At 66.1% G+C, this 21,685-nt stretch carries 23 protein-coding genes; 3 read left to right on the top strand and 20 right to left on the bottom strand.

Annotated features, from left to right (window positions below; all coding sequences use genetic code 11):
- Nucleotides 1–301: 301 nt before the first annotated feature.
- The 20 genes from VPH47_RS10900 to VPH47_RS10805 form a co-directional block, all read right to left on the bottom strand.
- Nucleotides 302–934, bottom strand: a complete 633-nt coding sequence (locus VPH47_RS10900; protein ID WP_005413261.1) for a response regulator transcription factor — start codon at nucleotides 932–934, stop codon at nucleotides 302–304.
- A gap of 92 nt (nucleotides 935–1,026) precedes the next feature.
- Nucleotides 1,027–1,605 (bottom strand): PilZ domain-containing protein, encoded by a 579-nt coding sequence (locus VPH47_RS10895; protein ID WP_180859210.1) that lies wholly within the window; start codon nucleotides 1,603–1,605, stop codon nucleotides 1,027–1,029.
- Nucleotides 1,602–1,895 carry a hypothetical protein gene (locus VPH47_RS10890; RefSeq protein ID WP_010485909.1) on the bottom strand — a complete coding sequence of 98 codons (294 nt, stop codon included), beginning with the start codon at nucleotides 1,893–1,895 and terminating at the stop codon, nucleotides 1,602–1,604. The genes VPH47_RS10895 and VPH47_RS10890 overlap by 4 nt, the downstream gene beginning before the upstream one ends.
- Nucleotides 1,892–2,308 (bottom strand): flagellar export chaperone FliS, encoded by a 417-nt coding sequence (fliS, locus tag VPH47_RS10885; RefSeq protein ID WP_368850789.1) that lies wholly within the window; start codon nucleotides 2,306–2,308, stop codon nucleotides 1,892–1,894. The genes VPH47_RS10890 and fliS overlap by 4 nt, the downstream gene beginning before the upstream one ends.
- 128 nt (nucleotides 2,309–2,436) lie before the next feature.
- Nucleotides 2,437–3,855: a flagellar filament capping protein FliD gene (gene fliD / locus VPH47_RS10880; protein WP_368850788.1), complete on the bottom strand. Its 1,419-nt coding sequence runs from the start codon at nucleotides 3,853–3,855 to the stop codon at nucleotides 2,437–2,439.
- Between the two features lie 441 nt (nucleotides 3,856–4,296).
- Complete coding sequence (locus tag VPH47_RS10875) at nucleotides 4,297–5,451, bottom strand: flagellin (RefSeq protein WP_368850787.1); 1,155 nt, start codon at nucleotides 5,449–5,451, stop codon at nucleotides 4,297–4,299.
- Nucleotides 5,452–5,536: 85 nt separating this feature from the next.
- Nucleotides 5,537–6,739, bottom strand: a complete 1,203-nt coding sequence (locus VPH47_RS10870) for a flagellin (protein ID WP_368850786.1) — start codon at nucleotides 6,737–6,739, stop codon at nucleotides 5,537–5,539.
- 72 nt (nucleotides 6,740–6,811) lie between these two features.
- The gene (locus VPH47_RS10865; protein ID WP_368850785.1) at nucleotides 6,812–8,032 is read right to left on the bottom strand and encodes a flagellin; all 1,221 of its coding nucleotides are present in this window, start codon (nucleotides 8,030–8,032) and stop codon (nucleotides 6,812–6,814) included.
- A 396-nt stretch (nucleotides 8,033–8,428) separates the two neighbouring features.
- Nucleotides 8,429–9,631, bottom strand: a complete 1,203-nt coding sequence (flgL, locus tag VPH47_RS10860) for a flagellar hook-associated protein FlgL (RefSeq protein WP_368850784.1) — start codon at nucleotides 9,629–9,631, stop codon at nucleotides 8,429–8,431.
- Nucleotides 9,628–11,508: a flagellar hook-associated protein FlgK gene (gene flgK, locus VPH47_RS10855; protein WP_180846577.1), complete on the bottom strand. Its 1,881-nt coding sequence runs from the start codon at nucleotides 11,506–11,508 to the stop codon at nucleotides 9,628–9,630. Before flgK ends, flgL begins: the two co-directional genes overlap by 4 nt.
- 8 nt (nucleotides 11,509–11,516) lie before the next feature.
- Complete coding sequence (flgJ, locus tag VPH47_RS10850; RefSeq protein ID WP_368850783.1) at nucleotides 11,517–12,716, bottom strand: flagellar assembly peptidoglycan hydrolase FlgJ; 1,200 nt, start codon at nucleotides 12,714–12,716, stop codon at nucleotides 11,517–11,519.
- 1 nt (nucleotide 12,717) lies between these two features.
- On the bottom strand, nucleotides 12,718–13,854 hold the full coding sequence (locus VPH47_RS10845) for a flagellar basal body P-ring protein FlgI (RefSeq protein WP_368850782.1): 1,137 nt from the start codon (nucleotides 13,852–13,854) through the stop codon (nucleotides 12,718–12,720).
- A gap of 2 nt (nucleotides 13,855–13,856) precedes the next feature.
- Nucleotides 13,857–14,549 carry a flagellar basal body L-ring protein FlgH gene (gene flgH / locus VPH47_RS10840; protein ID WP_088025898.1) on the bottom strand — a complete coding sequence of 231 codons (693 nt, stop codon included), beginning with the start codon at nucleotides 14,547–14,549 and terminating at the stop codon, nucleotides 13,857–13,859.
- A gap of 22 nt (nucleotides 14,550–14,571) precedes the next feature.
- Nucleotides 14,572–15,357, bottom strand: coding sequence for a flagellar basal-body rod protein FlgG (gene flgG / locus VPH47_RS10835; RefSeq protein ID WP_005409571.1), 786 nt, complete (start codon nucleotides 15,355–15,357; stop codon nucleotides 14,572–14,574).
- A 102-nt stretch (nucleotides 15,358–15,459) separates the two neighbouring features.
- Nucleotides 15,460–16,209, bottom strand: a complete 750-nt coding sequence (locus VPH47_RS10830; protein WP_153855280.1) for a flagellar basal body rod protein FlgF — start codon at nucleotides 16,207–16,209, stop codon at nucleotides 15,460–15,462.
- Between the two features lie 32 nt (nucleotides 16,210–16,241).
- Nucleotides 16,242–17,465, bottom strand: coding sequence for a flagellar hook protein FlgE (gene flgE, locus VPH47_RS10825; RefSeq protein WP_094001372.1), 1,224 nt, complete (start codon nucleotides 17,463–17,465; stop codon nucleotides 16,242–16,244).
- 32 nt (nucleotides 17,466–17,497) lie between these two features.
- A complete protein-coding gene (locus tag VPH47_RS10820; protein WP_164161868.1) occupies nucleotides 17,498–18,181 on the bottom strand; it encodes a flagellar hook capping FlgD N-terminal domain-containing protein in 684 nt (227 codons plus the stop codon).
- Between the two features lie 23 nt (nucleotides 18,182–18,204).
- On the bottom strand, nucleotides 18,205–18,612 hold the full coding sequence (flgC, locus tag VPH47_RS10815) for a flagellar basal body rod protein FlgC (RefSeq protein ID WP_005416461.1): 408 nt from the start codon (nucleotides 18,610–18,612) through the stop codon (nucleotides 18,205–18,207).
- Between the two features lie 3 nt (nucleotides 18,613–18,615).
- Entirely contained in the window at nucleotides 18,616–19,011 is a 396-nt protein-coding gene (flgB, locus tag VPH47_RS10810; protein ID WP_005409576.1) for a flagellar basal body rod protein FlgB, read from the bottom strand.
- A 149-nt stretch (nucleotides 19,012–19,160) separates the two neighbouring features.
- On the bottom strand, nucleotides 19,161–20,105 hold the full coding sequence (locus tag VPH47_RS10805; protein ID WP_164161867.1) for a chemotaxis protein: 945 nt from the start codon (nucleotides 20,103–20,105) through the stop codon (nucleotides 19,161–19,163).
- Between the two features lie 162 nt (nucleotides 20,106–20,267).
- Here VPH47_RS10805 and flgA point away from each other — a divergent pair, with 162 nt between their 5' ends.
- The 3 genes from flgA (at nucleotide 20,268) to VPH47_RS10790 (ending at nucleotide 21,640) form a co-directional block, all read left to right on the top strand.
- Nucleotides 20,268–20,924, top strand: coding sequence for a flagellar basal body P-ring formation chaperone FlgA (gene flgA, locus VPH47_RS10800; RefSeq protein ID WP_368850781.1), 657 nt, complete (start codon nucleotides 20,268–20,270; stop codon nucleotides 20,922–20,924).
- A 75-nt stretch (nucleotides 20,925–20,999) separates the two neighbouring features.
- Nucleotides 21,000–21,305 carry a flagellar biosynthesis anti-sigma factor FlgM gene (gene flgM / locus VPH47_RS10795; RefSeq protein WP_110712240.1) on the top strand — a complete coding sequence of 102 codons (306 nt, stop codon included), beginning with the start codon at nucleotides 21,000–21,002 and terminating at the stop codon, nucleotides 21,303–21,305.
- Complete coding sequence (locus VPH47_RS10790) at nucleotides 21,302–21,640, top strand: flagellar protein FlgN (protein WP_006366325.1); 339 nt, start codon at nucleotides 21,302–21,304, stop codon at nucleotides 21,638–21,640. The genes flgM and VPH47_RS10790 overlap by 4 nt, the downstream gene beginning before the upstream one ends.
- Nucleotides 21,641–21,685 lie beyond the last annotated feature (45 nt).

Here is a 21,685-nt window from a genome sequence, read left to right as displayed (position 1 = left end):
CCCGGCGCCTTGTGGAACGCATCTTGCTTTTGATCCGGCGGGGGCGGAATCGGGGGGTTCCTGAGGCCTCTCGTGGATATCCCGACAGGGTGTAGGGGTATTCCCTACATTGACGCGGAATGTTGACGATAGATGCCGCCAAGTTGTTGATTTGTGGTGGCTGGCGACCCGTGCCTGCGTCGCGCCGTGTACGGATTCCTGTCAGGGCCTGTCAGGGTGACGGGAATTCGTCGCTGATGAGGGGCGCCGCGGCGTCAGATCCCTTTCCATGGGAACGGGATCTGACCCCATTCGCAGGCAATCATTCCAGCTCGTGCTGGTGGCGAGCGGCCAGCAGCAGCAGATCGTTGGCGCGGCGGCAGCCCAGCGACTCCATCATGCGTGCGCGGTGGGTCTCCACCGTCTTGACGCTGATGCCGAGGTCGGCGGCGATTTCCTTGTTGCTTTCGCCCTTGCCGATGCGGCGCAGGATCTCGCGCTGGCGCGGTGACAGCGCGGCGATGCCGGTGGGTTTCTCGCGGCCCAGCATCGGCGCCAGCATCTTGGCCGAGATCTGCGGGCTCAGGAACACCTGGCCGGCATGCGCGGCACGCAGCGCCAGTTCCAGCTCCTGCGGCGCTGCATCCTTGACCACGAACCCGACCGCACCGCGGTCCAGCGCATCGCGCACGTGCGCGGCATCGTCGTGCATGGTCATCATCACCACCCGGGTGCCGGGGGCGCGCAGGCGGATGTCACTGAGGGCTTCCAGACCTGTGCGCCCGGGCAGAGACAGGTCCATCAGGACCACGTCCGGGGCGTGCTGAAGGGCCAACTGCAGTGCCTGCTCGGCATTGCTGGCCTCGGCGACGAGCTGCACGTCGGCAAACCCCTGCAGAAGCCGCGCCAGGCCCGCGCGGACAAGGGTGTGATCGTCGACGATGAGAACTCGCACAGGCACGCAGCAGGTCCGTAATGGGGAGTCCACCTTAACTTAGCTGAACGGGCGCGCCAAGGGTCGTCCGTCCTGTGCAAGCGTGGCAGGTTTCAGCGTGCCCGGCGTGCCTCGGCTACCTGACGACGGTGCAGGCGGAACAAGTGACGCTCCATCGCCATTTCCAGGCCATCGCCGAGGCGCTGGAAGCGCAGCCAGAGATAGTGACCACCGCCGCCATCGGCCGCTTCTGCGATCACTTCCACCGGCAGATCGATATGGTCGGGCAGCCAGTCACTGGGCTGCAGGCGGACCAGGCCGGCCTGGCCGGGGCTGGCGCCGCTGCGTGGGCCCAGCTGCAGGCGTATGCCGCGACGCGACCAGCGCACCGGGCGCAGGGTCAGTTCCTGGCCCTGCTGGCGCACCAGCCGGCCGAGCAGCACCATCGCCAGATCCAGCTTGGCTTCCAGCCGCTGCAGCTGCAGGCTGGCTTCGTTGCGGTCGTCGTGCTCGTCAACGCGGCTGTCTTCAACCAGCGCCAGGCTGCGCAGCAGGCCTTCGGCACTGCTGGTGCGACCGGCGGCGCTGCCTGCCTGGAACTCGGCCGGCAGGGCCAGCTCGCAGCTGAGCGTTTCGTCGAACAGCTCGCTTTCGGCGGGGTGGTGCAGCGACGTGGTCGGCAATTGGGTCATGCGAGTGATTCTGCCTGCAGATAGGCATGCGCCGCGCGAAGGGAGCGCTGGCCATCGTTCATCAGTGCGGCCACTGCATCACGACGCTGGCGCAGCAGGCCGAGCAGGTTCTGCTGGCGTTCGAACAGCGCGGTCAGCGGCGCGTGATCGGCTGCGGTCAGTGGCTGGCTGAGCAGGGCATGCAGGGTGCTGTCGTGGCCATCGAGCAGACTGTCGGCCTGGTCGAGGGACTCTTCGCCCAGGGCCTTCTCGAAGGCATCCAATTGCGCGTGCAGTTCATGCAGGCTCATGGCGCCACCGCAGCGGGGCGACGCTGCTCCATCGGAATGGCGTTCCAGGCGCTGTCGATCTCGCCCAGCAGCTGCAGTGCTTCGTCGAGGGCGGCACGGTCATTGTGCAGGTTGGCCTCGGTCAGGCGCTGCAGCACGTAGTCGTAGAGTGCCGACAGATTTCCGGCGATCTCGCCACCGGCCTCATGGTCCAACGAGCCGTTGAGGTGGCCGACGATCGCGCAGACTTCGCCGATCGCCTTGCCCTTGCCGGCCTGGTCGCCACGCTCGAGGCTGGCCTGGGCGCGCCGCACGCGCTCCAGCGCGCCGGCCAGCAGCATCGCCACCAGCTTGTGCGGATCGGCGTCGGCAACCGCACTGGTCACTCCCACCTGGCGGTACTGCTCGGCATATTGACGGCTGGAACCGTACATTCGTGATTCTCCTTGCGCTGGGTGCCGCCGGGCGGTCGTGGGGACCGCTGCCGGCGGTGCGGCGTTGATTGCTGTTGCGTCCGTTATCGGTGGGTTGCACGCCAAACTTGAGCGTTGCGCGCAGCGCCTCAGCGATTGAGTTGTGACAGCTGCTGCGACAGGGCGCTGCTGCTCTGCTGCAATTTGCCCATCAGGCTGTCGAGCGCAAGGAACTGCTTCTTGTAGCGTTCCTCGACGTTCTTCATCCGCGTGTCCAGGTCCTTGCGGCGCTTGTCGATGTTGTCCAGCGTATTGTTCAGCCCCTTGGTGCGGGCGACGAAAGCGCCTTCCTTGCCCGTGGTCGTGCTGACATAGCCGTCGACCATGGTGTAGAGCTTGCCAGCGCCGCCGGTATCCCCGGTAATTGCAGAGCGGATCTTCTCGGGCTGGTTGGCCAGTGCGGCAGCAAACTTGGTGGCGTCCAGCACCAGGCTGCCGTCGGCGTTGGGATAGCCGCGTGTCTGCAGGCCCAGTGTTTTCGGGTCCAGGCCATCGGCGGAAAGCTCCTTCAACACACCCGACATCATGGAGCGCAACTGGCTGGTGGCACCACGCATCTGCGCGTCGCCGGTCAGCGTGGCGGCTTCCTTGGTCTTGGCGTCGTACTTGGTTTCCGTGTTGATTGCCGCGATCGCTGCGTTGTAAGCCGTCACGAACTCCTGCATCACCTTGGTGGCTGCAGTGGTATCGGTGCTGATCACCACGGTGCTCTTGCCCTTGGCCTTGAGGTTCAAGGTCAGGCCCGGCACGGCATCGGCCACGGTGTTGCTGGCACTGATCACCGTGACGCCATCGATGGTCAGCTCGGCATCGGCGGCTGCAGTGTTCTCCTGAAGGCTGCCAACCAATGCGCTCAGTTTCGGGTCGCTGCCACCGTATTCAAGCTTGATCGCATTGGCGGCGCCGGTCTTCTCCTGGGCGATCGACAGGTACTGGTTGTCGCCCGAAGCGATCAGGGTCGCCTGCACGCCTTCCTTTCGGCCTGCTGCGTCGATCTTGTTGCGCACGGTGGTCAGCGTGTCGCCCGCCTCCACCTCGACCTTCATCGTCTTTGCCTTGTCGCCTACGCCAACGGTCAGCGTCAAGGTTCCGGCGCCGAAAGTGTCGGTCTTGGGCACCGAGGCGTTGGCAATCAGCTTGTGCGCCGTGGCGAGGGATTTCACGTCCACCAGGTGCGTGCCGTTGGAGGCCGCTGCCTTGGTGGTGCCCTGGTCGTACAGTGCCACCGATGCTGTCAGGACATCGTCGGTGTTGGCTGGCTGGGCCTTGCCGGTGGCGCTCACGGTGCGGGTATCGAAGGCAGTGGTGGCCTTCAGCGCAGTCAGTGCGGTCTTCAGCTTGTCAAAGGCCGAGGTGACGGCACCGACCGACGACAGCTGCATCTTGGTCTTGGACTGCTGCAGGTTCAGCGCATTGTCGGCGGGCTTGCGGTCGGCTGCGACCAGCTTGTTGACGATGTCCGAGATGTTGAGTCCCGAGCCAATGCCACCGTATCCAAAGTCTGCCACGTCGTTTCTCCTGGTATTCGGGCCTGGCCGCTAGGCGCTGGCCCGTCGTCAACGAAAATAGCGGCCTGCGCCGCTGGGTCTTGAGGACTTCGTTGATGCACGTGCCGTGCCAGTCGTCTGGCGCGGGTTCTGGCACGCAGGTTGCAGGAGGGATGGGGCAGGGTGCGGGTAGGTTCACCGCAGGCTGCCGGGAGTCTGCAAAAAGCCCTCCCCCAATGCAGGGGAGGGATCAGGCTACTGACAATCGGGGGGAGACGAAGCCGCCCGGTACGTACAGTCAAGGGTACAGCGCTGAAAGAGAGGTCCGCAGGAGCGGGCGATGCCAAGCCGGTTCGGGAGTGTTCCCGGGCCGGGCATGGCCCGCGCCTTCGTGCATCGTGGCTTCCGGGTTGCCGCTACCGTCGGTTGGACCCGACGGTAGCGGCGCCTTCTTGCCGTGGATCAGCGCAGCAGGCTGAGCACGCCCTGCGGCACCTGGTTGGCCTGGGCCAGCATGGCCGTACCGGCCTGCTGCAGGATCTGGGTGCGGGTCAGCTCGGCGGTTTCCTTGGCGAAGTCGGTGTCCTTGATGCGGCTGCGCGACGCGGACATGTTCTCCGAGGACGACTGCAGGTTGGCCACGACCGAGGTGAAGCGGTTCTGGATCGCACCGAGGTCGGCGCGGGTGCTGTTGATCGAGCCCAGTGCCTTGTCGACGATTTCCAGTGCCTGCTGGGCACCCTTGAACGAGGTGACATCCAGGCCCTTGACGACGCTGGTTGCACCATCGGCTGCGTTGGTGGTCGCCGCAGTGAGGCCGCTGCCGGCAACGGTGCCGCCGACGACCAGATCCTTCTCGGCCTTGACCGAGCTGAGCACGACCTTGGTCTTGTCGGTCGCGTCGACCGAGGCGGTCACCCCGGATTCGCCCAGCTTGGCGTTGATCGCGGTGACCAGCGACTGGGCGATGTCACCGCCCTTGGCAGTGGCCTCGTAGGAAACCTTGTCGATGGCGATGCCATTGATGGTCAGGCCGTCGATGGCGCCGGCAGCGGTAGCATCAGCGATGGCGCCACCGGTGACATCCGCAGCAAACTTGACGTTGCCCAGCGAGCCGGACTTGGCGTCGATGACCTTGTCGATGGCAATCGCCTGGCCGGCGTTGGCGCCGACCTGGAACAGCTGGCTGGTGAACGAGCCGTCCAGCAGCTTGGTGCCGTTGAAGTCCGACTGCTTGGCAACGCGGTCGATTTCGCCGACCAGCTGGGTCACTTCGGCCTGCAGCGCCTTGCGATCGCTGGAGGAGTTGGTAGCGTTGGACGACTGCACCGACAGCTCACGGATGCGCTGCAGGTTGTTGCCGATTTCGGTCAGCGAACCTTCGGCGACCTGGGCCAGCGAGATGCCGTCGTTGGCATTGCGGATGGCGACGTCGGTACCGCGGATCTGGGTGCCGAAACGCTCGGAGATCGCCAGGCCAGCGGCGTCGTCCTTGGCGCTGTTGATGCGCGAACCGGAGGACAAGCGCTGGATGGTGGTGGCCAGCGAGCTGCCACTGGTGCTCAGGTTGCGCTGAGCATTCAGGGACATGGTGTTGGTGTTGATGACTTGTGCCATGGTGCTTTCCTTTGGCGAAGGTGGAACGTATTTCAGGAACCGGGCGGCAGCTCATCCGCCGCCCGGTGGTCGATCAGGACGCGGATCAGCGCAGCAGGCTGAGCACGCCCTGCGGCACCTGGTTGGCCTGGGCCAGCATGGCCGTACCGGCCTGCTGCAGGATCTGGGTGCGGGTCAGTTCGGCGGTTTCCTTGGCGAAGTCGGTGTCCTTGATGCGGCTACGCGACGCGGACATGTTCTCCGAGGACGACTGCAGGTTGGCCACGACCGAGGTGAAGCGGTTCTGGATCGCACCGAGGTCGGCGCGGGTGCTGTTGATCGAGCCCAGTGCCTTGTCGACGATTTCCAGTGCCTGCTGGGCACCCTTGAAGCTGCTGACGTCCAGGTTCTTGGCGAAGCTGGCGTTGGTAGTTGCCGCAGCGGTGGTGCTGGCGATGCCGGTCATGCCAATTTCGGTGGCAGCCGTCGGAGTACCCGGGGTGCCGGCGCCGCCGGTGATGGTGCCCGCTGCATCCAGGGTGAAGTCCTTGTCAGCCTTCAGCGATGCCAAGGTGATCTTGCCGGTGGCATCGACGCTGGCGCTCAGGCCGGTTTCACCGATCTGCTTGTTGATGCCATTGGCGACGGCGGTGGCGACGTCCGAAGCGGTCGCGCCGGCCTTCCAGCTGATGTCGTCAATGGTCACGCCATTGAGCTTCATGCCCGAAACCTTGCCATCGCTGGTCGCGGCGGCGGCGGCGGTGGTTGCAGCGACGTCGGCAGTGAACTTCACGTTGCCCAGCGAGCCGGCCTTGGCGTCGATGACCTTGTCGATGGCAATCGCCTGGCCGGCGTTGGCGCCGACCTGGAACAGCTGGCTGGTGAACGAGCCGTCCAGCAGCTTGGTGCCGTTGAAGTCCGACTGCTTGGCAACGCGGTCGATTTCGCCGACCAGCTGGGTCACTTCGGCCTGCAGCGCCTTGCGGTCGCTGGCCGAGTTGGTGGCGTTGGACGACTGCACCGCCAGTTCACGGATACGCTGCAGGTTGTTGCCGATTTCGGTCAGCGAACCTTCGGCGACCTGGGCCAGCGAGATGCCGTCGTTGGCGTTGCGGATGGCGACGTCGGTACCGCGGATCTGCGTGCCGAAGCGCTCGGAGATCGCCAGGCCAGCGGCGTCGTCCTTGGCGCTGTTGATGCGCGAACCGGAGGACAGGCGCTGGATGGTGGTGGCCAGCGAGCTGCCGCTGGTGCTCAGGTTACGCTGAGCATTCAACGACATCGTATTGGTGTTGATGACTTGTGCCATGAGGAGAGGTCCTTGAGCGGTTGCACGTGAGTTGGGTTAGACGCCCCCGACGTGCCCCGGGGGCGGCTCATGTCAGCGCTGCAACAGGCTGAGCACGTTCTGCGGTACCTGGTTGGCCTGGGCCAGCATGGCCGTACCGGCCTGCTGCAGGATCTGGGTGCGGGTCAGTTCGGCGGTTTCCTTGGCGAAGTCGGTATCGCGGATGCGGCTGCGCGAGGCCGACAGGTTCTCCGAGGAGGTCTGCAGGTTGGCCACCACCGAGGTGAAGCGGTTCTGGATCGCGCCGAGGTCGGCGCGGACGCTGTTGACCGATTCCAGGGCCTTGTCGACGATCGACAGCGCCTTCTGCGCGCCTTCGGCCGTGGTGACGTTCAGGTCCTTTACGAAACTGGCAGACGCGCCGGTCAGGAGGCCACCATTGGTGCTGGTCTCGGTCAGGCCGAGGCCGGCGATGGTCGCCGCGGTGGCGCCGGTCGGCGGGGTTGCGGCGCTGACACCCAGGGTGAAGGTCTGGCCCTCCTTGACCGAAGCCAGGCTGATCACGCCGGCATTGACCGAGGCCATGACGCCGGTTTCGCCCAGCTTGTTGTTGATCGCAGCGGAGGTGGCCGAGGTGATCGATTCGCCCGCCTTCACGGTGAAGTCGCTGACGGTGATCGTGGTGGCGGTGCCGCCCGGCGGGGTCACCGAGATCTGCAGGCCGGAGTAGGTGGTATCGGCCGTAGCCTTGTCAGCGGCTGCCAGGGTGGTGCCGGTGTAGCCGTTGGCGAAGGTGGCGGCGCCCAGGGAATCCGCCTTGGCGTTGACCACGCTGTTGATCGCGATGGCCTGGCCGGCGTTGGCGCCGACCTGGAACAGCTGGCTGGTGAAGGAGCCATCCAGCAGCTTGGTGCCGTTGAAGTCGGCCTGCTTGGCAACGCGGTCGATCTCGCCGACCAGCTGGGTCACTTCGGCCTGCAGGGCCTTGCGATCACTGGCCGAGTTGGTGGCGTTGGAGGCCTGCACGCCCAGTTCGCGGATGCGCTGCAGGTTGTTGCCGACTTCGTTCAGGGAGCCTTCGGCGACCTGGGCCAGCGAGATGCCGTCATTGGCGTTGCGGATGGCCACGTCCAGACCACGGATCTGGGTGGTGAAGCGCTCGCTGATGGCCAGTCCGGCTGCGTCGTCCTTCGCGCTGTTGATGCGCAGGCCGGACGAGAGGCGCTGGATGGTGGTGGCGAGCGAGCTGCCGCTGGTGCTCAGGTTGCGCTGAGCGTTGAGCGACATCGTATTGGTGTTGATTACCTGTGCCATGGGGTCGTCTCCTCTTATATGGAACCCGTTGGTGAATGAAACGAAGCGCCGCCTGTTTTTTTGTGTGGCTGTGTGCTTCGCTGTTGCCAAATGAATAACGGCGCTTTGTCAACAACCTTTAGCCGTGAATTCCGTTGAAGCCGTAATTCGTTGTTGGAGGCTGTTTTCCCGGGGTTTTCAGCCTGGAGGGGCGTGAAAGGGATCCCGGAAGGGGGCGGTCGGGCATGCCCAACCAGCGCTGATGAAGGTATCGGCGGGGGGCGGCCGGGCTTGATGGGCAATCACGGAAAATCCGCGGGAGGCCGCCGGGCGCATGCCTCGGCGATGGGCCGCAGAAACGGAAAAAGGCCGCGATGCAGGGCATCGCGGCCTTTCAGGGGGGACGCAGGAGATGCGTCAGCGGATCTTGTTGAACAACGACATCGACTGCATCTGCGAGAAGATCGTCTGTGCCGCCTGCAGTGCGGTGCTCTGCAACTGGTACTGGCTCAGCGCATCGGCGTAGTCCAGGTCGCGCATCTGCGACAGCGTGGTCTTCAGGGTCACACTGTTGGCTTCACGCATGTCGGCGGCATTGTCCAGCGCCTTCAATTGTGCGCCACCGGCCGCTCGTGAATCGATCATCCGTTCCGATGCGCGGGCCACGTCGCGCAGCGCGCTCTGCAGTTCGTTCTGCTGTGCGCTCATCTTCGCGGTCGTACCGGTGTCGGCGTCGAGTGCGGTGATCAGCTTGTCCATGGTGTCGAAGATGTCGCGACTGCTCGCCGGCTTCACGTTGAAGCTGTCGCCTGCTGCCGGCGCGCCGGTGATCTGCAGGCGCACGCCGTTCACTTCCAGATTGTCGCCGGCCTTGTAGGTACCGGTGCTGGTCACGTTGCCGGCGCCATCGAGCACCTGGTACTGGTCGGCAGCGGTGAAGCGGATGCTGAAGGACTGCCCGTTCCAGCTGTCGGTACCGTCCCGGGTGATGTTGGTCAGCACGCCGTTGCCGGTATTGCCCGTTGCGGCACCGCCATCGACGAAGCCGTCGCCGGTGGGGATGCGCATGAAGATCTCGCTGCCGGGCAGGGCATCGCGGACGTAGGTATCGGGGCCGACCTCGATCTGGCGCTGGGTCTGGTCACCGCGGTAGACCACCTTGCCGTTGATCTTGGCGAACGGCGGGTCACCATCGTTGGTGCCGCCGAACACATAGCGGCCCGTGCCGTCCTCGGCGTTGGCCAGCGACAGCAGGCCGTCGCGGATCTGGTTCAGCTCGGTGATCAGCGTCTTCTTGTCGGCCGCGCTCAACGCGGGGTTGCTGGCCTGGATGGTCAGGTCGTTGACCCGCCCCATCAGATCATTGACCTGAGCCAGGGTGTTCTCCTGCACGCCCAGCCGGTTCTGCACGTTGCCGGCATTGAGCTTCATCCGGTCCAGGGCTGCCAGGCTGCGATCAAGGCCAACGGCAGCGCCGGCGCCGACCGGATCGTCCTTGGCGCTGACGATCTTGCTGCCGGTGGCGATCTGCTGCTCCAGGTGGCTCAGCTTGGCCTGCTTGGCCATCATCAGCGACACCGACTGGTTGTACATCATGCTGGTGGAGATGCGGCTGCTCATCGGCGGACGGCTCCCAGGATGGTCTGGAACATGCTGTCGGCGGTGGAGATCAGCTGCGAGGCGGCCTGGTAGGCCTGCTGCAGGCGCAGCATGTCGGCGGCTTCCTCGTCCAGGTTGACGCCGGACACCTCGTCACGGGCTTCCTGCGCCTTGTCATTGATCACCAGCTGCGCCTCCAGCGAGTACTCGGCCGAGCGCGCGGCGGCACCGACCTGGGTGGTCAGGCCACCCAGTGCGCCGTTCAGGGTCACGGTGCCGGCGTTGAAGGCCTTCGCGCTTTCCACCTTGGCCAGCTTGGAGGCATTGCTGTTGTCCGAGGAGCCGGCCGGGGTCGGGGTGATGTTGAAGGTGTCGCCGACCTTCGGTGCGCCATCCAGCACGAAGCTCCACCCGTTGGCACTGATGGTCTGGCCGGGGGTGTAGGTCTGCGGCGGGCCGCCATCGATGGTGTAGGTGGTGGCCGAGGTGAACACGATCGCGGCCGGATTGCGCAGGTTGGCGTTGGTCGAATCGCTGACGGTGACCCCACTCAGTTTGCCGGTACCGGTGTTGGAGGTCGCGGCCGCGCCCTTCACCGCAGCGGCCGCAGCGATGCGCGAGGGATCGGTGATCGCCACTTCCATGCTGCCGGCCACGCCTGCGGTGGGCTGCAGCAGGAATCGATCATTGGCGGCCGGGGTGCCCCCGACCACCATCTTGACACCGTTGATCACCAGCGGATCGGCAGCGGTGCCGGTACCGGTCAGCGGAACGTTGGCGCCGGTGTCGGCACGGCTGGCCTTCCAGTTGGTGCCATCGAACTGCAGCACCACGTTCTGTGCATCCAGCTTGCCGAGGTCGCCATAGGTGGCGCTCAGGCTGGCGCTGCCGGTGTTGGCGTTGTTGGCGGTGACGCGCGGGTTGCCGATGTTGAAGAAGTCGCCACCCAGCTGGCCATACATGTCCACGCCCTGGTGATGGGCCTGGTTGAACGTTTCGGCCAGGCCCACGGCGAGCTTGCCCAGTTCGGCCTGGGCCGGGGTCAGCACGGTGTCGCGGAACTCCAGCAGGCCACCGATCTGGCCACCGACCGCCTTTGCGTCAAGCCGGATCGTATTGCCCTGGGTCTCCAGTGCCAGCTGCAGGCGTTCGGGCTGGTATGGGTCGGCCACGGTGGTGACCTTGGTCGCCGTGGTACCCACCACCAGCGCGTTGCCGCCGGCGGTGTAGACATTCATGATGCCGCCGTCCTGGATCACTGCCGTGCCACCTGTGTAGCCGATCAGCTGGGTGATCAGCTGGTCGCGGCGATCGAGCAGGTCAGGCGCAGCCGTGGCGATGTTGGTGCCGATGGCGCCGTTGATCTGCGCGATCTCCTGCGCCAGGCGGTTGACCTCGGTGGCACCGGCCATCAGGCCGTTGTTGACCTCGCTGTTGAGGTTGTTCAGGTGCGTGTTGAGCTGCACGAAGCGGTTGGCCAGCGCCTTGCCACCGTCAAGCATGTTCTGGCGGTCGGCCGTGCCGGAGGCATTGGAGGACAGGCCGCTGACCGAGTCGAAGAAGTTCGACCACACGCCGGCCACGTTGGTGGCGGCTTCGGAGAACAGCGAGTTGACCCGGTCTGCCATGCCGGAGAGCTGCTTCAGGCGCGCCAGTTCACCGCTGCTGTCGAGCAGGCGCGAGATCGCCAGCTGGTCGGCGGTGCGGCGGATGTCGGTGATGCGGGTGCCGTTGCCGACCGTGCCATAGCCGTAGTTCTGCGGATCAGCGGTGGCGAAGTTGACCTTCTGCCGGCTGTAGCCCGGGGTATTGAGGTTGGCCACGTTGTGGCTGGTGGTCGCCAACGCACGCTGGAAGGCGAGCAGGGCACCGGTACCGGTGGAAAGTACGCTGGACATGGGGTTCCTCAACGACGAGTGATACCCAGCGCCGCGGTAGCGGTGCTGGCGAAGGTCTGGCCAAGGCGCGTGCCGGCATCGGCCACCGCGCTGACCGCGCGCTCGATGGTCGGGCCGCCGGCGATCGCGGCGATCTTGGCCGCGTAACGCGGATCGGTGGCATAGCCGGCGCGCTGCAGGCCGCGGGCGAAGCCCTGCACGTCGGTGCCGGCCTGCAGGGCCTGCTGGTAACGCGGGCTGGTCTTCAGCAGGCGCACATAGTCGGCGAAGCTCTCGGCCGGCGAGCTGTAGGCGCGGAAGCTGGCGGTCTCGTTGCGGCGTACGCCGTCGACGTATTCATGGGTGCCGGCCACGGCGCGCTGGCCGTTCCAGCCATTGGCCTTGATGCCGAACAGGTTGTGCGAGGTGCTGCCGTCGGCATGCTTGATGTGGCGCTTGCCCCAGCCGGTTTCCAGCGCGGCCTGGGCGACCAGGGCGCGGGCATCCACGCCCAGTTCCTTGGCCGCACTCTGCGCGTGCTGCCAGATGCTGGCGACGAAGCCTTCGGGGGTGTGCTCGCCCAGCTGGGCGACGGCGGTACGGGTGGCCATTGCATCGGCCGGGCTGATCGCGGTGCCGCGATTGCTGGCGGTGGCCGACCACTGGTCGCTGTTGGCGGCCCAGTCCTCACCCTGCAGGCTGCCGATGTACGGATCGTCGGTGCCCAGCGAGCGGTGCATGCTGCTGCTCTCGCGCCCGGCGATCAGGTCCAGCGCCTGTTCCATCGGCGCGACCGCGGCCTGCGCACCGTGCTGCGCACCGGCGGCCATCTGCTGCAGCAGGCGCACCGCCTGGCTGCCGTCTTCCAGCGGCAGCGACGGTGCCGGCTTGGCCGGTGCATTGAGCTGGTAGGCACGACTGGCCTTGGCCGGGTCCACGCGGGTATCCAGCGCCGGGCCCTCGGCGGCCTGGCCGGACAGCTGCCGGCTGATCATGCCCGACAGGCCCAGGCCCTTGCCGCGGGTCATCGCCTCGGCAATCTTCTGGTCGTACATCTCGCGGAACATCTTGTTTTCGCCGGGGAACAGCGAGTCGCCGAAGCTGGCGTCACGCATGCTCTTGACCAGCATCTGCGCGAACTGGCCTTCCAGTTGGCGCGCGACCTTGTCGATCTTGGCCGGATCGTTCTGTTGCGCCGGGTGCAGATCGAATGCGGGAGTGATGCGCATATCAGATCACCTCGAGCTCGGCACTCAATGCGCCGGCCTGCTTCAGGGCTTCCAGGATCGCGATGAGATCGCCCGGTGCCGCGCCAACCGCGTTCACCGCGTGCACGATCTCGTCCAGGGTGGTACCGCCGCTGAACTTGAACATGCGGCTGCCGTCGTTGGTGGCGGTGATGGTCGACTGCGGGCTGGCCACGGTACGGCCGCCGGACAGGGCATTGGGCTGGCTGACGTTGGTGTTTTCCTGGATGGTCACGGTCAGCGAACCATGCGAAATCGCCGCCGGTCCCACGCGCACCTGCTGGCCGATGACCACGGTGCCGGTACGCGAATTGACCACCACCTTGGCCGGGGCGCTGCCTGGGGTCAGCTCCAGGTTCTCGATGCGCGCCAGCAGGCCGATGCGCGCGCCCGGGTCGGTCGGTGCAGTGACCGCGACGGTCACGCCGTCGATCGCGCGTGCGGCGCCTTCGCCGAAGGCGTTGTTGAGCGCGGCGACCATGCGCGAGACCGTGGTGAAGTCGTTGTTGTGCAGGTTCAGAGTGATGTCGCCGCCGTTGGCCAGCGGATCGGGCAGGGCGCGTTCAACCGTGGCACCGTTGGGAATGCGGCCGACGCTGGGCACGTTCACCGAGACACGGGAACCATCCTTGCCCTGCGCACCGAAGCCTCCGACGATCAGGTTGCCCTGGGCGATGGCATAGATCTGGCCATCGGCACCGCGCAGCGGTGCCATCAGCAGCGAACCGCCGCGCAGCGAGACCGCGTTGCCGATCGAGGAGACCGTGATGTCGATCGGCTGGCCGGGCTTGGCGAACGGCGGCAGCTCGGCGTGGATGGCGACCGCCGCCACGTTCTTCAGCTGCGGATTGACGTTCGGCGGCACATTGACACCCAGTTCGCCGAGCAGGTTCTTCAGGCTCTGCACGGTGAAGGGGGCCTGGCTGGTGCGATCGCCGCTGCCGTCCAGGCCGACCACCAGGCCATAACCCACCAGCGCATTGCCGCGCACGCCACCGACCTGGGCCAGGTCCTTGATGCGCTCGGCGCTGGCCGGGGTTGCCACGACCAGCAGCATCAGCGCGACGAACGACGCCATGCGGCGCTGCCAGGAAAAAGAGAGGAAGAGTTTCATGGCCATACTCAGAACGGCGTCAGGCCGGAGTTGAAGAAGCGGCTCAGCCAGCCCATCGCGTTGGACTGCGCGACGGGACCGCGGCCGCCGTAGACGATGCGGGCCTCGGCCACGCGGCTGGACGGAATGGTGTTGTCCTGGCTGATGTCGCCGGGACGGACGATGCCCTGCACCTGCACCAGTTCATCGCCCTGGTTCAGCCGCAGGTTCTTCTGCCCTTGCACCACCAGGTTGCCGTTGGGCAGGCGCTGCACCACGGTGACGGTGACGCTGCCCTGCAGGCGGTTGCTCTGCGCGCTGTTGCCCTTGCCGGTGAAGTCACGCTTGCCCGCCGCCGATGCGCTGAGGATGTCCTTGCCGCCGAGGGTGACCGGTGCGCCGAGAATGGACGGTGTGCCCAGGCTCAGGTTCGATTCCTTGTTGGTGGCGGTGTTGGCACTGGTCTGCGCGGTGGTGTTTTCCAGCAGCGTGATGGTCAGCAGGTCGCCGACATCGCGTGCGCGCCGGTCCGAATACAGCTGCAGCGTCGGGCCGGCAGCGTAGATCGCACCGGCGGTCGGCTGTGCCTGCGGCGGCATGATCGGCTGGATCGGTGCCATCGTCGGGTAGGGGCGCACGTCGCCCGCGATCACGCAGCCACCGAGCAGGGCGGCCACGGCGCAGGCGAGGGCAGTGCGGGCGAAGTTGGAAATGGGCGACATGGCGGTTTCCCGGTTTGGCCGGTCAGAGCTTGTTGTTGAGATAGCCGAGCATCGAATCGGTGGTGGAGATCGCCTTGGCGTTCATTTCGTAGGCGCGCTGGGTTTCGATCATCGACACCAGCTCTTCCACCACGTTGACGTTGCTGCCTTCCAGCGCGCCCTGCACCACGGTGCCGAGGCCGTTGAGGCCGGGGTTGCCGTTCTGTGCCGGGCCGGACGCAGTGGTCTCGAGGAACAGATTCTCGCCACGGGCCTGCAAGCCAGCCGGATTGACGAAATCGGTCAGGGTCAGCGCGCCGACTTCCACCGAAGCGGCGCCGTCGGCCATCTTCACGCTGATGGTGCCGTCGGTACCGATGGTTACCGATTGCGCGCCTTCGGGAATCTGGATGCCTGGCTGCACCGGGTAGCCGCTGTTGGTGACCAGCTCGCTGTCCTGGTTGATCTTGAACGAGCCATCACGGGTGTAGGCCGAGCTGCCGTCGGGCATCTGCACTTCGAAGAAGCCGCGACCGTTGACCATGACGTCGAGGGCGCGGCCGGTCTGCTGCTGGCCACCCTGTTCGAAATTCTTGGCGGTGGCGACCACGCGCACGCCGGTGCCCAGCTGCAGGCCGGTCGGCAGCTGCGTCTGTGCCGACGAGGAACCGCCGGGCTGGCGCACCTGCTGGTACAGCAGGTCCTCGAAGCTGGCACGGTCCTGCTTGAAGCCGGTGGTGTTGGTGTTGGCGAGGTTGTTGGAAACCACCGACATGCGCATCTGCTGCGCATCCAGTCCGGTTTTCGCGATCCACAATGCCTGGTTCATCTTCGGTGTCCTGTCTGGTGGAGCCGGCCGCGTGGTGCGGCCCTTGTCTGCGGGTGTGCAAGCGGTGTGCCAGCGCCGCTGTCAGCCGGCGCCGGATTTCCGTCAGCTGCCCAGGCGCAGCAGGCTGTTGGCGCTGCGCGCGTTGTCGTCGCCGTGCTTGATCACCTGCACCTGCATTTCGTACTGGCGCTGCAGCTGGATCATCTGAACCAGTGCACCGGCGGCATCCACGTTGCTGCCTTCCAGCTGGCCGCTGTGCACGGCCGTACCCTGCGCCGGTGCGAACGGCTGGCGTGGATCGGTGTTGCGGAACAGGCCATCGAGGCCGCGCTCCAGGCGCTCGTCGGGCGCCTGCACGACCTTGATCCGGCCGATCTGCGCCATGGTCTGCGGGCCTTCGCCCTGCGGAATGATCGAGATCGTGCCGTCGGCACCGATCTCCATGGCCTGGTAGGGTGGAATGGCGATCGGGTTGTTGTTGTCATCCAGTACCGTGCGGCCACTGGAGGTCACCAGCTGGCCGTTCGGCGTCACCGACAGCGCGGCGCCACGGGTGTACGCCTCGCTGCCGTCGCTGGACTGTACCGCCAGCCAGGTGCCGGTCTGCAGCGAAAGATCCAGCGGCTTGCCGGTGATGTGCTGCGAGCCGGGCGTGCGGTTGAACCCGGCATCGACATGCAGCGCATCCACCCGCGAGGCAAAGCCCGGGCCACGGATCGGGAAGGCTTCGGTGTTGGCCAGCGCTTCCTTGAAGCCGGGGGTATCGGAGTTGGCGAGGTTGTGGCTGAGCGTGCCCTGCGCCTGCAGGGAGGCGCGGGCACCGGTCATCGCCACGTAAAGGGCTTTATCCATGCGGGGAGTTCCGTGACAGGGTCAGCGCGTCATCAACGGATGTTGATGACGGTCTGGGTGATCTGGTCCTGGGTGGTGATCATCTGCGCGTTGGCCTGGAAGTTGCGCTGCGCGGTGATCATGTTGACCAGCTGCTCGGTGAGGTCGACGGTGGACGCTTCCAGCGAACCGGCCTGGATCTTGCCGAGGTTGGAGGTGTCCGGCATGCCGGTGCGCGGCGTGCCCGAGCTGAAGGTATCCACCCACAGGTTGTTGCCCTTCGATTCCAGGCCCTGCGGATTGTTGAAGGTGGTCAGCGCAACCTGGCCCAGCGGCTTGTCGGCACCGTTGGAGTAACGGGCGTAGACCACGCCGGTTTCCGACACGGTGATTTCGTTGAGCTTGCCGGCGGCGTAGCCGTCCTGCTGGGTGTTGCGCAGCGCGAACTTCTCGCCGTACTGGGTCGAGCCGTTGATATCCAGTGTCATGTTCAGCACGCCGGCACCGGTGGTCGGGGTGAAGGTGCCGAGGCTGACCTTGCCGTCCGTCGGTGCCGTCAGTTTGCCGCTGTTGTCGAAGGTGACCGGGGTCGGGTTGCCCGCCGGCTGGCCGTCAACGTAGTTGCGCACGGTCCACTCGTTCGGGTTGGCACCCTTCACGAAGTACGAGACCTGGATGTGGCTGACACCCAGCGAGTCGTACACGGTGATGCCGCCGCTGGAGTGGTTGTAGCTGTTCGAATCGGTCGGATCGAAGGTGGTGACGGTCGGCTGCTTGGCGTTGGCCGGCAGGGTGAAGCCGACCTTCACTTCGCTGGTCTGCTTCGGCGGGCTGTCGGTGGTCAGCAGCTGCAGGTCGACCATGCGGCCGGCATCGAAGTTGGTGCCATCGGCATTCGGTGCGAACACCTGCAGGCGGGCGCCCTGTGGGTTGACCACATAGCCGGATGCATCGGTCTGGAAGTTGCCGGCACGCGAGTAGACGCGCGAGCCATTCATGTTCATGGTGAAGAAGCCTTCACCGGAAATGGCCATGTCCAGGCTGCGGCCGGTCTGTTCGTTGTGGCCCTGCTTGAACTGCTGGGCAACGTTGGAAACGCGCACGCCCGAGCCGACCGCGTTCTTCGACAGGCCGTAGCCGGTGGCCGAGAACAGGTCGGCGAACTCGGCGCGCGATTCCTTGAAGCCGGTGGTGTTGACGTTTGCGACGTTGTTGGCGGTGACGCTCAGGTCGGAATTGGCGGCATTGATGCCGGACAGCGAGACATTGAAGCCCATGGGATGCTCCTGGTAAGTACGGGGTGTGCGGCTCAGCTGACGCGGAGCACGTAGTCGATCGGGGCCGTGCCCAGGCCCTTGAGGTTCAGGTACAGGCCGTCGGAACCGACGGTCACGCTTTCCACCGGTGCCTGCACGTAGGTGGACAGCTTGGTGCTCTTGCCGGTGGTGTCGACGTGGTTGGCGACAACCGAGTACTTGCCCGGTTCCATCCGCTTGCCGTTGGCGTCCTTGCCGTCCCACTTGAAGGCGGTTTCGCCGGCGGCCTTGGCTTCAACGCTCAGCGAGGTGACCTTGGCGCCGTTGGCATCGGTGATGTCCACGGTGATGATGCCGGCCGACGGTGCGGCCACCGTGCCCTCGACGCTGCCTTCCTTTTCCAGCACCAGCTTTTCCGATGGCACCAGTACCTGGTGGCCGACCAGCGCAGCACCACGCAGCACCTGGTCGCTGGCCATCGACTCCTGGAAGCCCTTCACCGTCTTGTTCAGATCGGTGATGCCCTGCACGGTGGACATCTGCGCCATCTGCGCGACCATCTGCGTGTTGTCCATCGGCTTCAGCGGATCCTGGTGCTGCAGCTGCTCGGTCATCAGGCGCAGGAAGTCGGCCTGGTCCAGCGTGTTCTTCTTCTTGGTGGCGTTGCTGTTCGGGGCGTTCAGGCCCAGCGCGGAATAGACGTCCTGGCTGGTCTGGTTGTTGACGGCGGTGGTCATGGCGGTATCCGGTGCTGCGGGCCTCAGCGGCCCATGGTCAGGGTGGCCAGGGCCAGTTCCTTGGCGGTGGTCAGCATTTCCACGCCGGCCTGGTAATTGCGCGAGGTCGAGATCAGGTTGACCATCTGTGCCACTGGATCGACGTCGGGCTGGTAGATGTAGCCATCGGCGTCGGCCAGCGGATGGCCGGGCTCGTAGCGCTTGATCGGCGCTGCCTCGCTCTGGGTGATCTCCTTGACCTTCACCGACGTGATGTTCGGATCGTTCTTGCTGGTCACGGCCTGGAAGATCGGCTCCAGCGGCTTGTAAACGGCATCGGCGGAACCGGCGACGGTGTCGGCGTTGGAGAGGTTGGAGGCGATGGTGCTCATGCGCACCGACTGCGCCTGCAGCGCGGAGCCGGCGATATCGAAGATCGGCAGGTTGCTCATGGCTTATTGCCCCGTGATCGCGGTCAGCATGGAACGCACCTTGCTCTCGACGAAGCTGAGCGAGGCGCGGTACTCGAGCGCGGCACGGCCATAGGCGGCACGCTCGGCATCGGGATCGACGGTGTTGCCGTCCAGGCTGGGCTGCACGCCTTCGCGCGCGATCTGGAACGGATTCAGGCCACTACTGATTTCGTAGTGCTGCTCGTGGGTGGTGGCCATCAGGCCATTGGCATCCTGCCCCTGGGCGTGGCGCAGGGCGGCATCGAAGTCCAGGTCCTGGGCCTTGTAGCCGGGAGTGTCGGCATTGCCGAGGTTGCTGGCGATCAGCTTCATCCGCTGTTCGCGCAACGGCATGGCCTGGGCATGGACGCCCAGGTAGTCGGTAATCAGGTTGCGCACGGTGCACTCCCACGGGAACGTTGCCCGGGAAGCTGCAAGGGGTGTGCCAAAGGCGTGGGGTCAGATCCCCGCAGGGGCTCTGACCCCGTGGTCGACGCGTTGCGATGCGGGGTCGGAGCCCGTTCCGGGATCCGACCCCGCGGCCGGCCTTACGCCGCCATCGCCACCTTGCGCAGGCGGTCCAGCACGAAGTCGGCCAGCTCGTGCGGCGAGTACTTGGCGACGAAGGCGTTGGCACCGACGCGCTCGACCATCGCATTGTTGAAGACGCCCGACAGCGAGGTATGCAGCAGCACGTACAGGCCGGCCAGGCCCGGGTGGCGCCGGATTTCCGTCGTCAGCGTATAGCCGTCCATGGCCGGCATCTCGATGTCCGAGATGACCATGGCGTAGCGTTCGGCCGGGTTCTCGCCCGAGGCATGGATCTGCAGCAGGTGGTCCAGCGCCTGCCTGCCATCGGAGAGCAGGGTGGCGCCCACCCCCAGCTGGTCCAGCACGCTGCGGATCTGCTGGCGGGCCACGCGCGAGTCGTCCACCACCAGCACCTGCAGCTGCGGGCCGTCGGCCGGCATTGCCAGTGTCGGGTCCAATACCGCCTCGCCACGCACCTGGGCGATGTCGGCCAGCACGCTTTCAACGTCGATCACCTGGATCAGCTCGCCCTGGAAGCGGGTGACTGCGGTCAGGTAGCTGGATTCGGCGCCCAGTTCCGGCGGCGGGTGGATGTCTTCCACCGCGATGTTGACGATCCGCTCCACGCCGCTGACCAGGAAGCCCTGGATCGAACGGTTGAACTCGGTGACGACCAGGTAGCCGGGCGAGGTGTCCGCATCGGGCTCACGCTCGGGGTGGCCGATCGCCAGGCCCAGGTCCAGCACCGGTACCGAGCGGCCGCGGACGTCCGCAACGCCGGAGAACTGGGTGGGCAGCCCGGGCACCTGGAACAGCTCCGGGCGCCGCAGGACTTCCTGCACCTTGAAGACATTGACGCCAAAAAGCTGACGTCCGCCGAGACGGAACAGCAGCAGCGCCAGGCGGTTGTGGCCGGCCAGACGGGTCCGCTGGTCGATCCGGTTGAGCAGGTCATGGGACATGGCTGCTGTATCGGCGTGTTGGGCGCCGAACTTGAGGCCGCTCTGCCGCCCGCGTGCTCCAAGCCGCATTTGTGGGGTCGAGCCATGCTCGACTCTACAAGGGCGGTGCTCTGGCACACCCCTTGCACGCACCTGGGCCAGATCCCTTCGACAGGAGGCGCCATGCGCCGGGTCACATCTCTGTTCGCCATCGCGCTGGCGCTGGCCTCGCCGTGCGCGTCCGCCGCCGACTGGCAGCCGGTGGCCAGCATCCGTGCTGCGGCGTTGTCGACGCTGCCGGCCGGCAGTGAAGGTGAGGCCCAGGTGGCCGATGCGCTTCGCCTGCCGAAGTGTGGGGGGGCGCTGCAGGTGCAGCCCACCGCCAACACCACGGTGGAGGTCAGCTGCCCCGATGCCGGCGGCTGGCGACTGTTCGTGCCAGTGAAGGTGCGGCGCAACCAGACCGTGCTGGTGCTCAACCGTGGAATCGGCACTGGAGAAACCATCTCCGCCGCCGATATCACCACTGCCCAGCGTGACGCCGCGCGGATTGCCGGTGCGGTGCTGGCCGATCCCAACGCGGCGATCGGCCGCATCGCCCGCCGCCCGTTGCAGGCCGGAGCCCTGCTGTCGAGCAATGATCTGGTGGTGCAGCGTCTCATCAAGCGCGGAGACAATGTGGCCCTGGTCTCGCGTCGTGGCTCGGTCGAGGTCCGTGTTGCCGGCCGCGCGATGGGTGATGCCGGTGAGAACGAGCGGGTCTCGGTCGAGAACCTGTCCTCGCGGCGGATCGTGCAGGGCACGGTCGATGCCGCAGGTGACGTAATCGTGGCGCGTTGAATTACCGCAAAATATCCCTAAAGATCACGGCCCTGAGGCCGTTATCCCTTGTGAACGGCAACTCCAGGACACCCCATGAGCCAGAAAATCGACGGCAACCTGCAGGTCCCCCAGGCACTGCGCAGCGTGACGAGCCCGGCCAACAAGCCCGGCGTCAGCACCGATGCGGCGGCGCGCCCGGTCGAAGCGGCCGACAGCCTGCGCCTGACCGGCGAGGCCACCAATCTGCAGGCCATCGAGCGTGAGCTGACCACCGCCCCGGCGATCGACGCCCAGCGCGTGGCCGCCGTGCGCGAGTCGCTGCAGAACGGCACCTACAAGATCAATCCGGACGCGATCGCATCGCGCATGCTCGAGCTGGACCAGCAGCTGCACGGATGACCGCGGCGATGAGCGAGCCGCTGCAGCGCCTTGCCCAGGCCCTGGACGTCGAACGCCAGGCCCTGGTCGAGCACGACGTGCACGCCCTGATCCGGGCCACCGGGGCCAAGCTGGAGGCGCTGCGTGCGCTGGAAGGCGCGCCGCCGGTCGGGGAGGGCGAACAGCTGCAGGAACTGGCCGAACGCAACCGTGCCAACGGTGTGCTGCTGTCGCGCCGCCGCCGCGAGGTCAACTGGGCGCTGCGCCAGCTGGGCCGCACCGAGGACGCCTCGGCGTACGACGCCAAGGGCCAGTCACACACGGTCACTGCGCGCCGCCCACTCGCCGTCGCCTGACGCGACGGCGGTCGCACAACCCATTCCCGCGGGCTGAAGCCCGCT

It is taken from the genome of Stenotrophomonas sp. WED208 (genome assembly GCF_040984485.1).
Lineage (GTDB): Bacteria > Pseudomonadota > Gammaproteobacteria > Xanthomonadales > Xanthomonadaceae > Stenotrophomonas > Stenotrophomonas riyadhensis.
The sequence above is the reverse complement of the archived record's forward strand: the minus strand, read 5'-3'. Positions and strand labels throughout refer to the sequence as shown.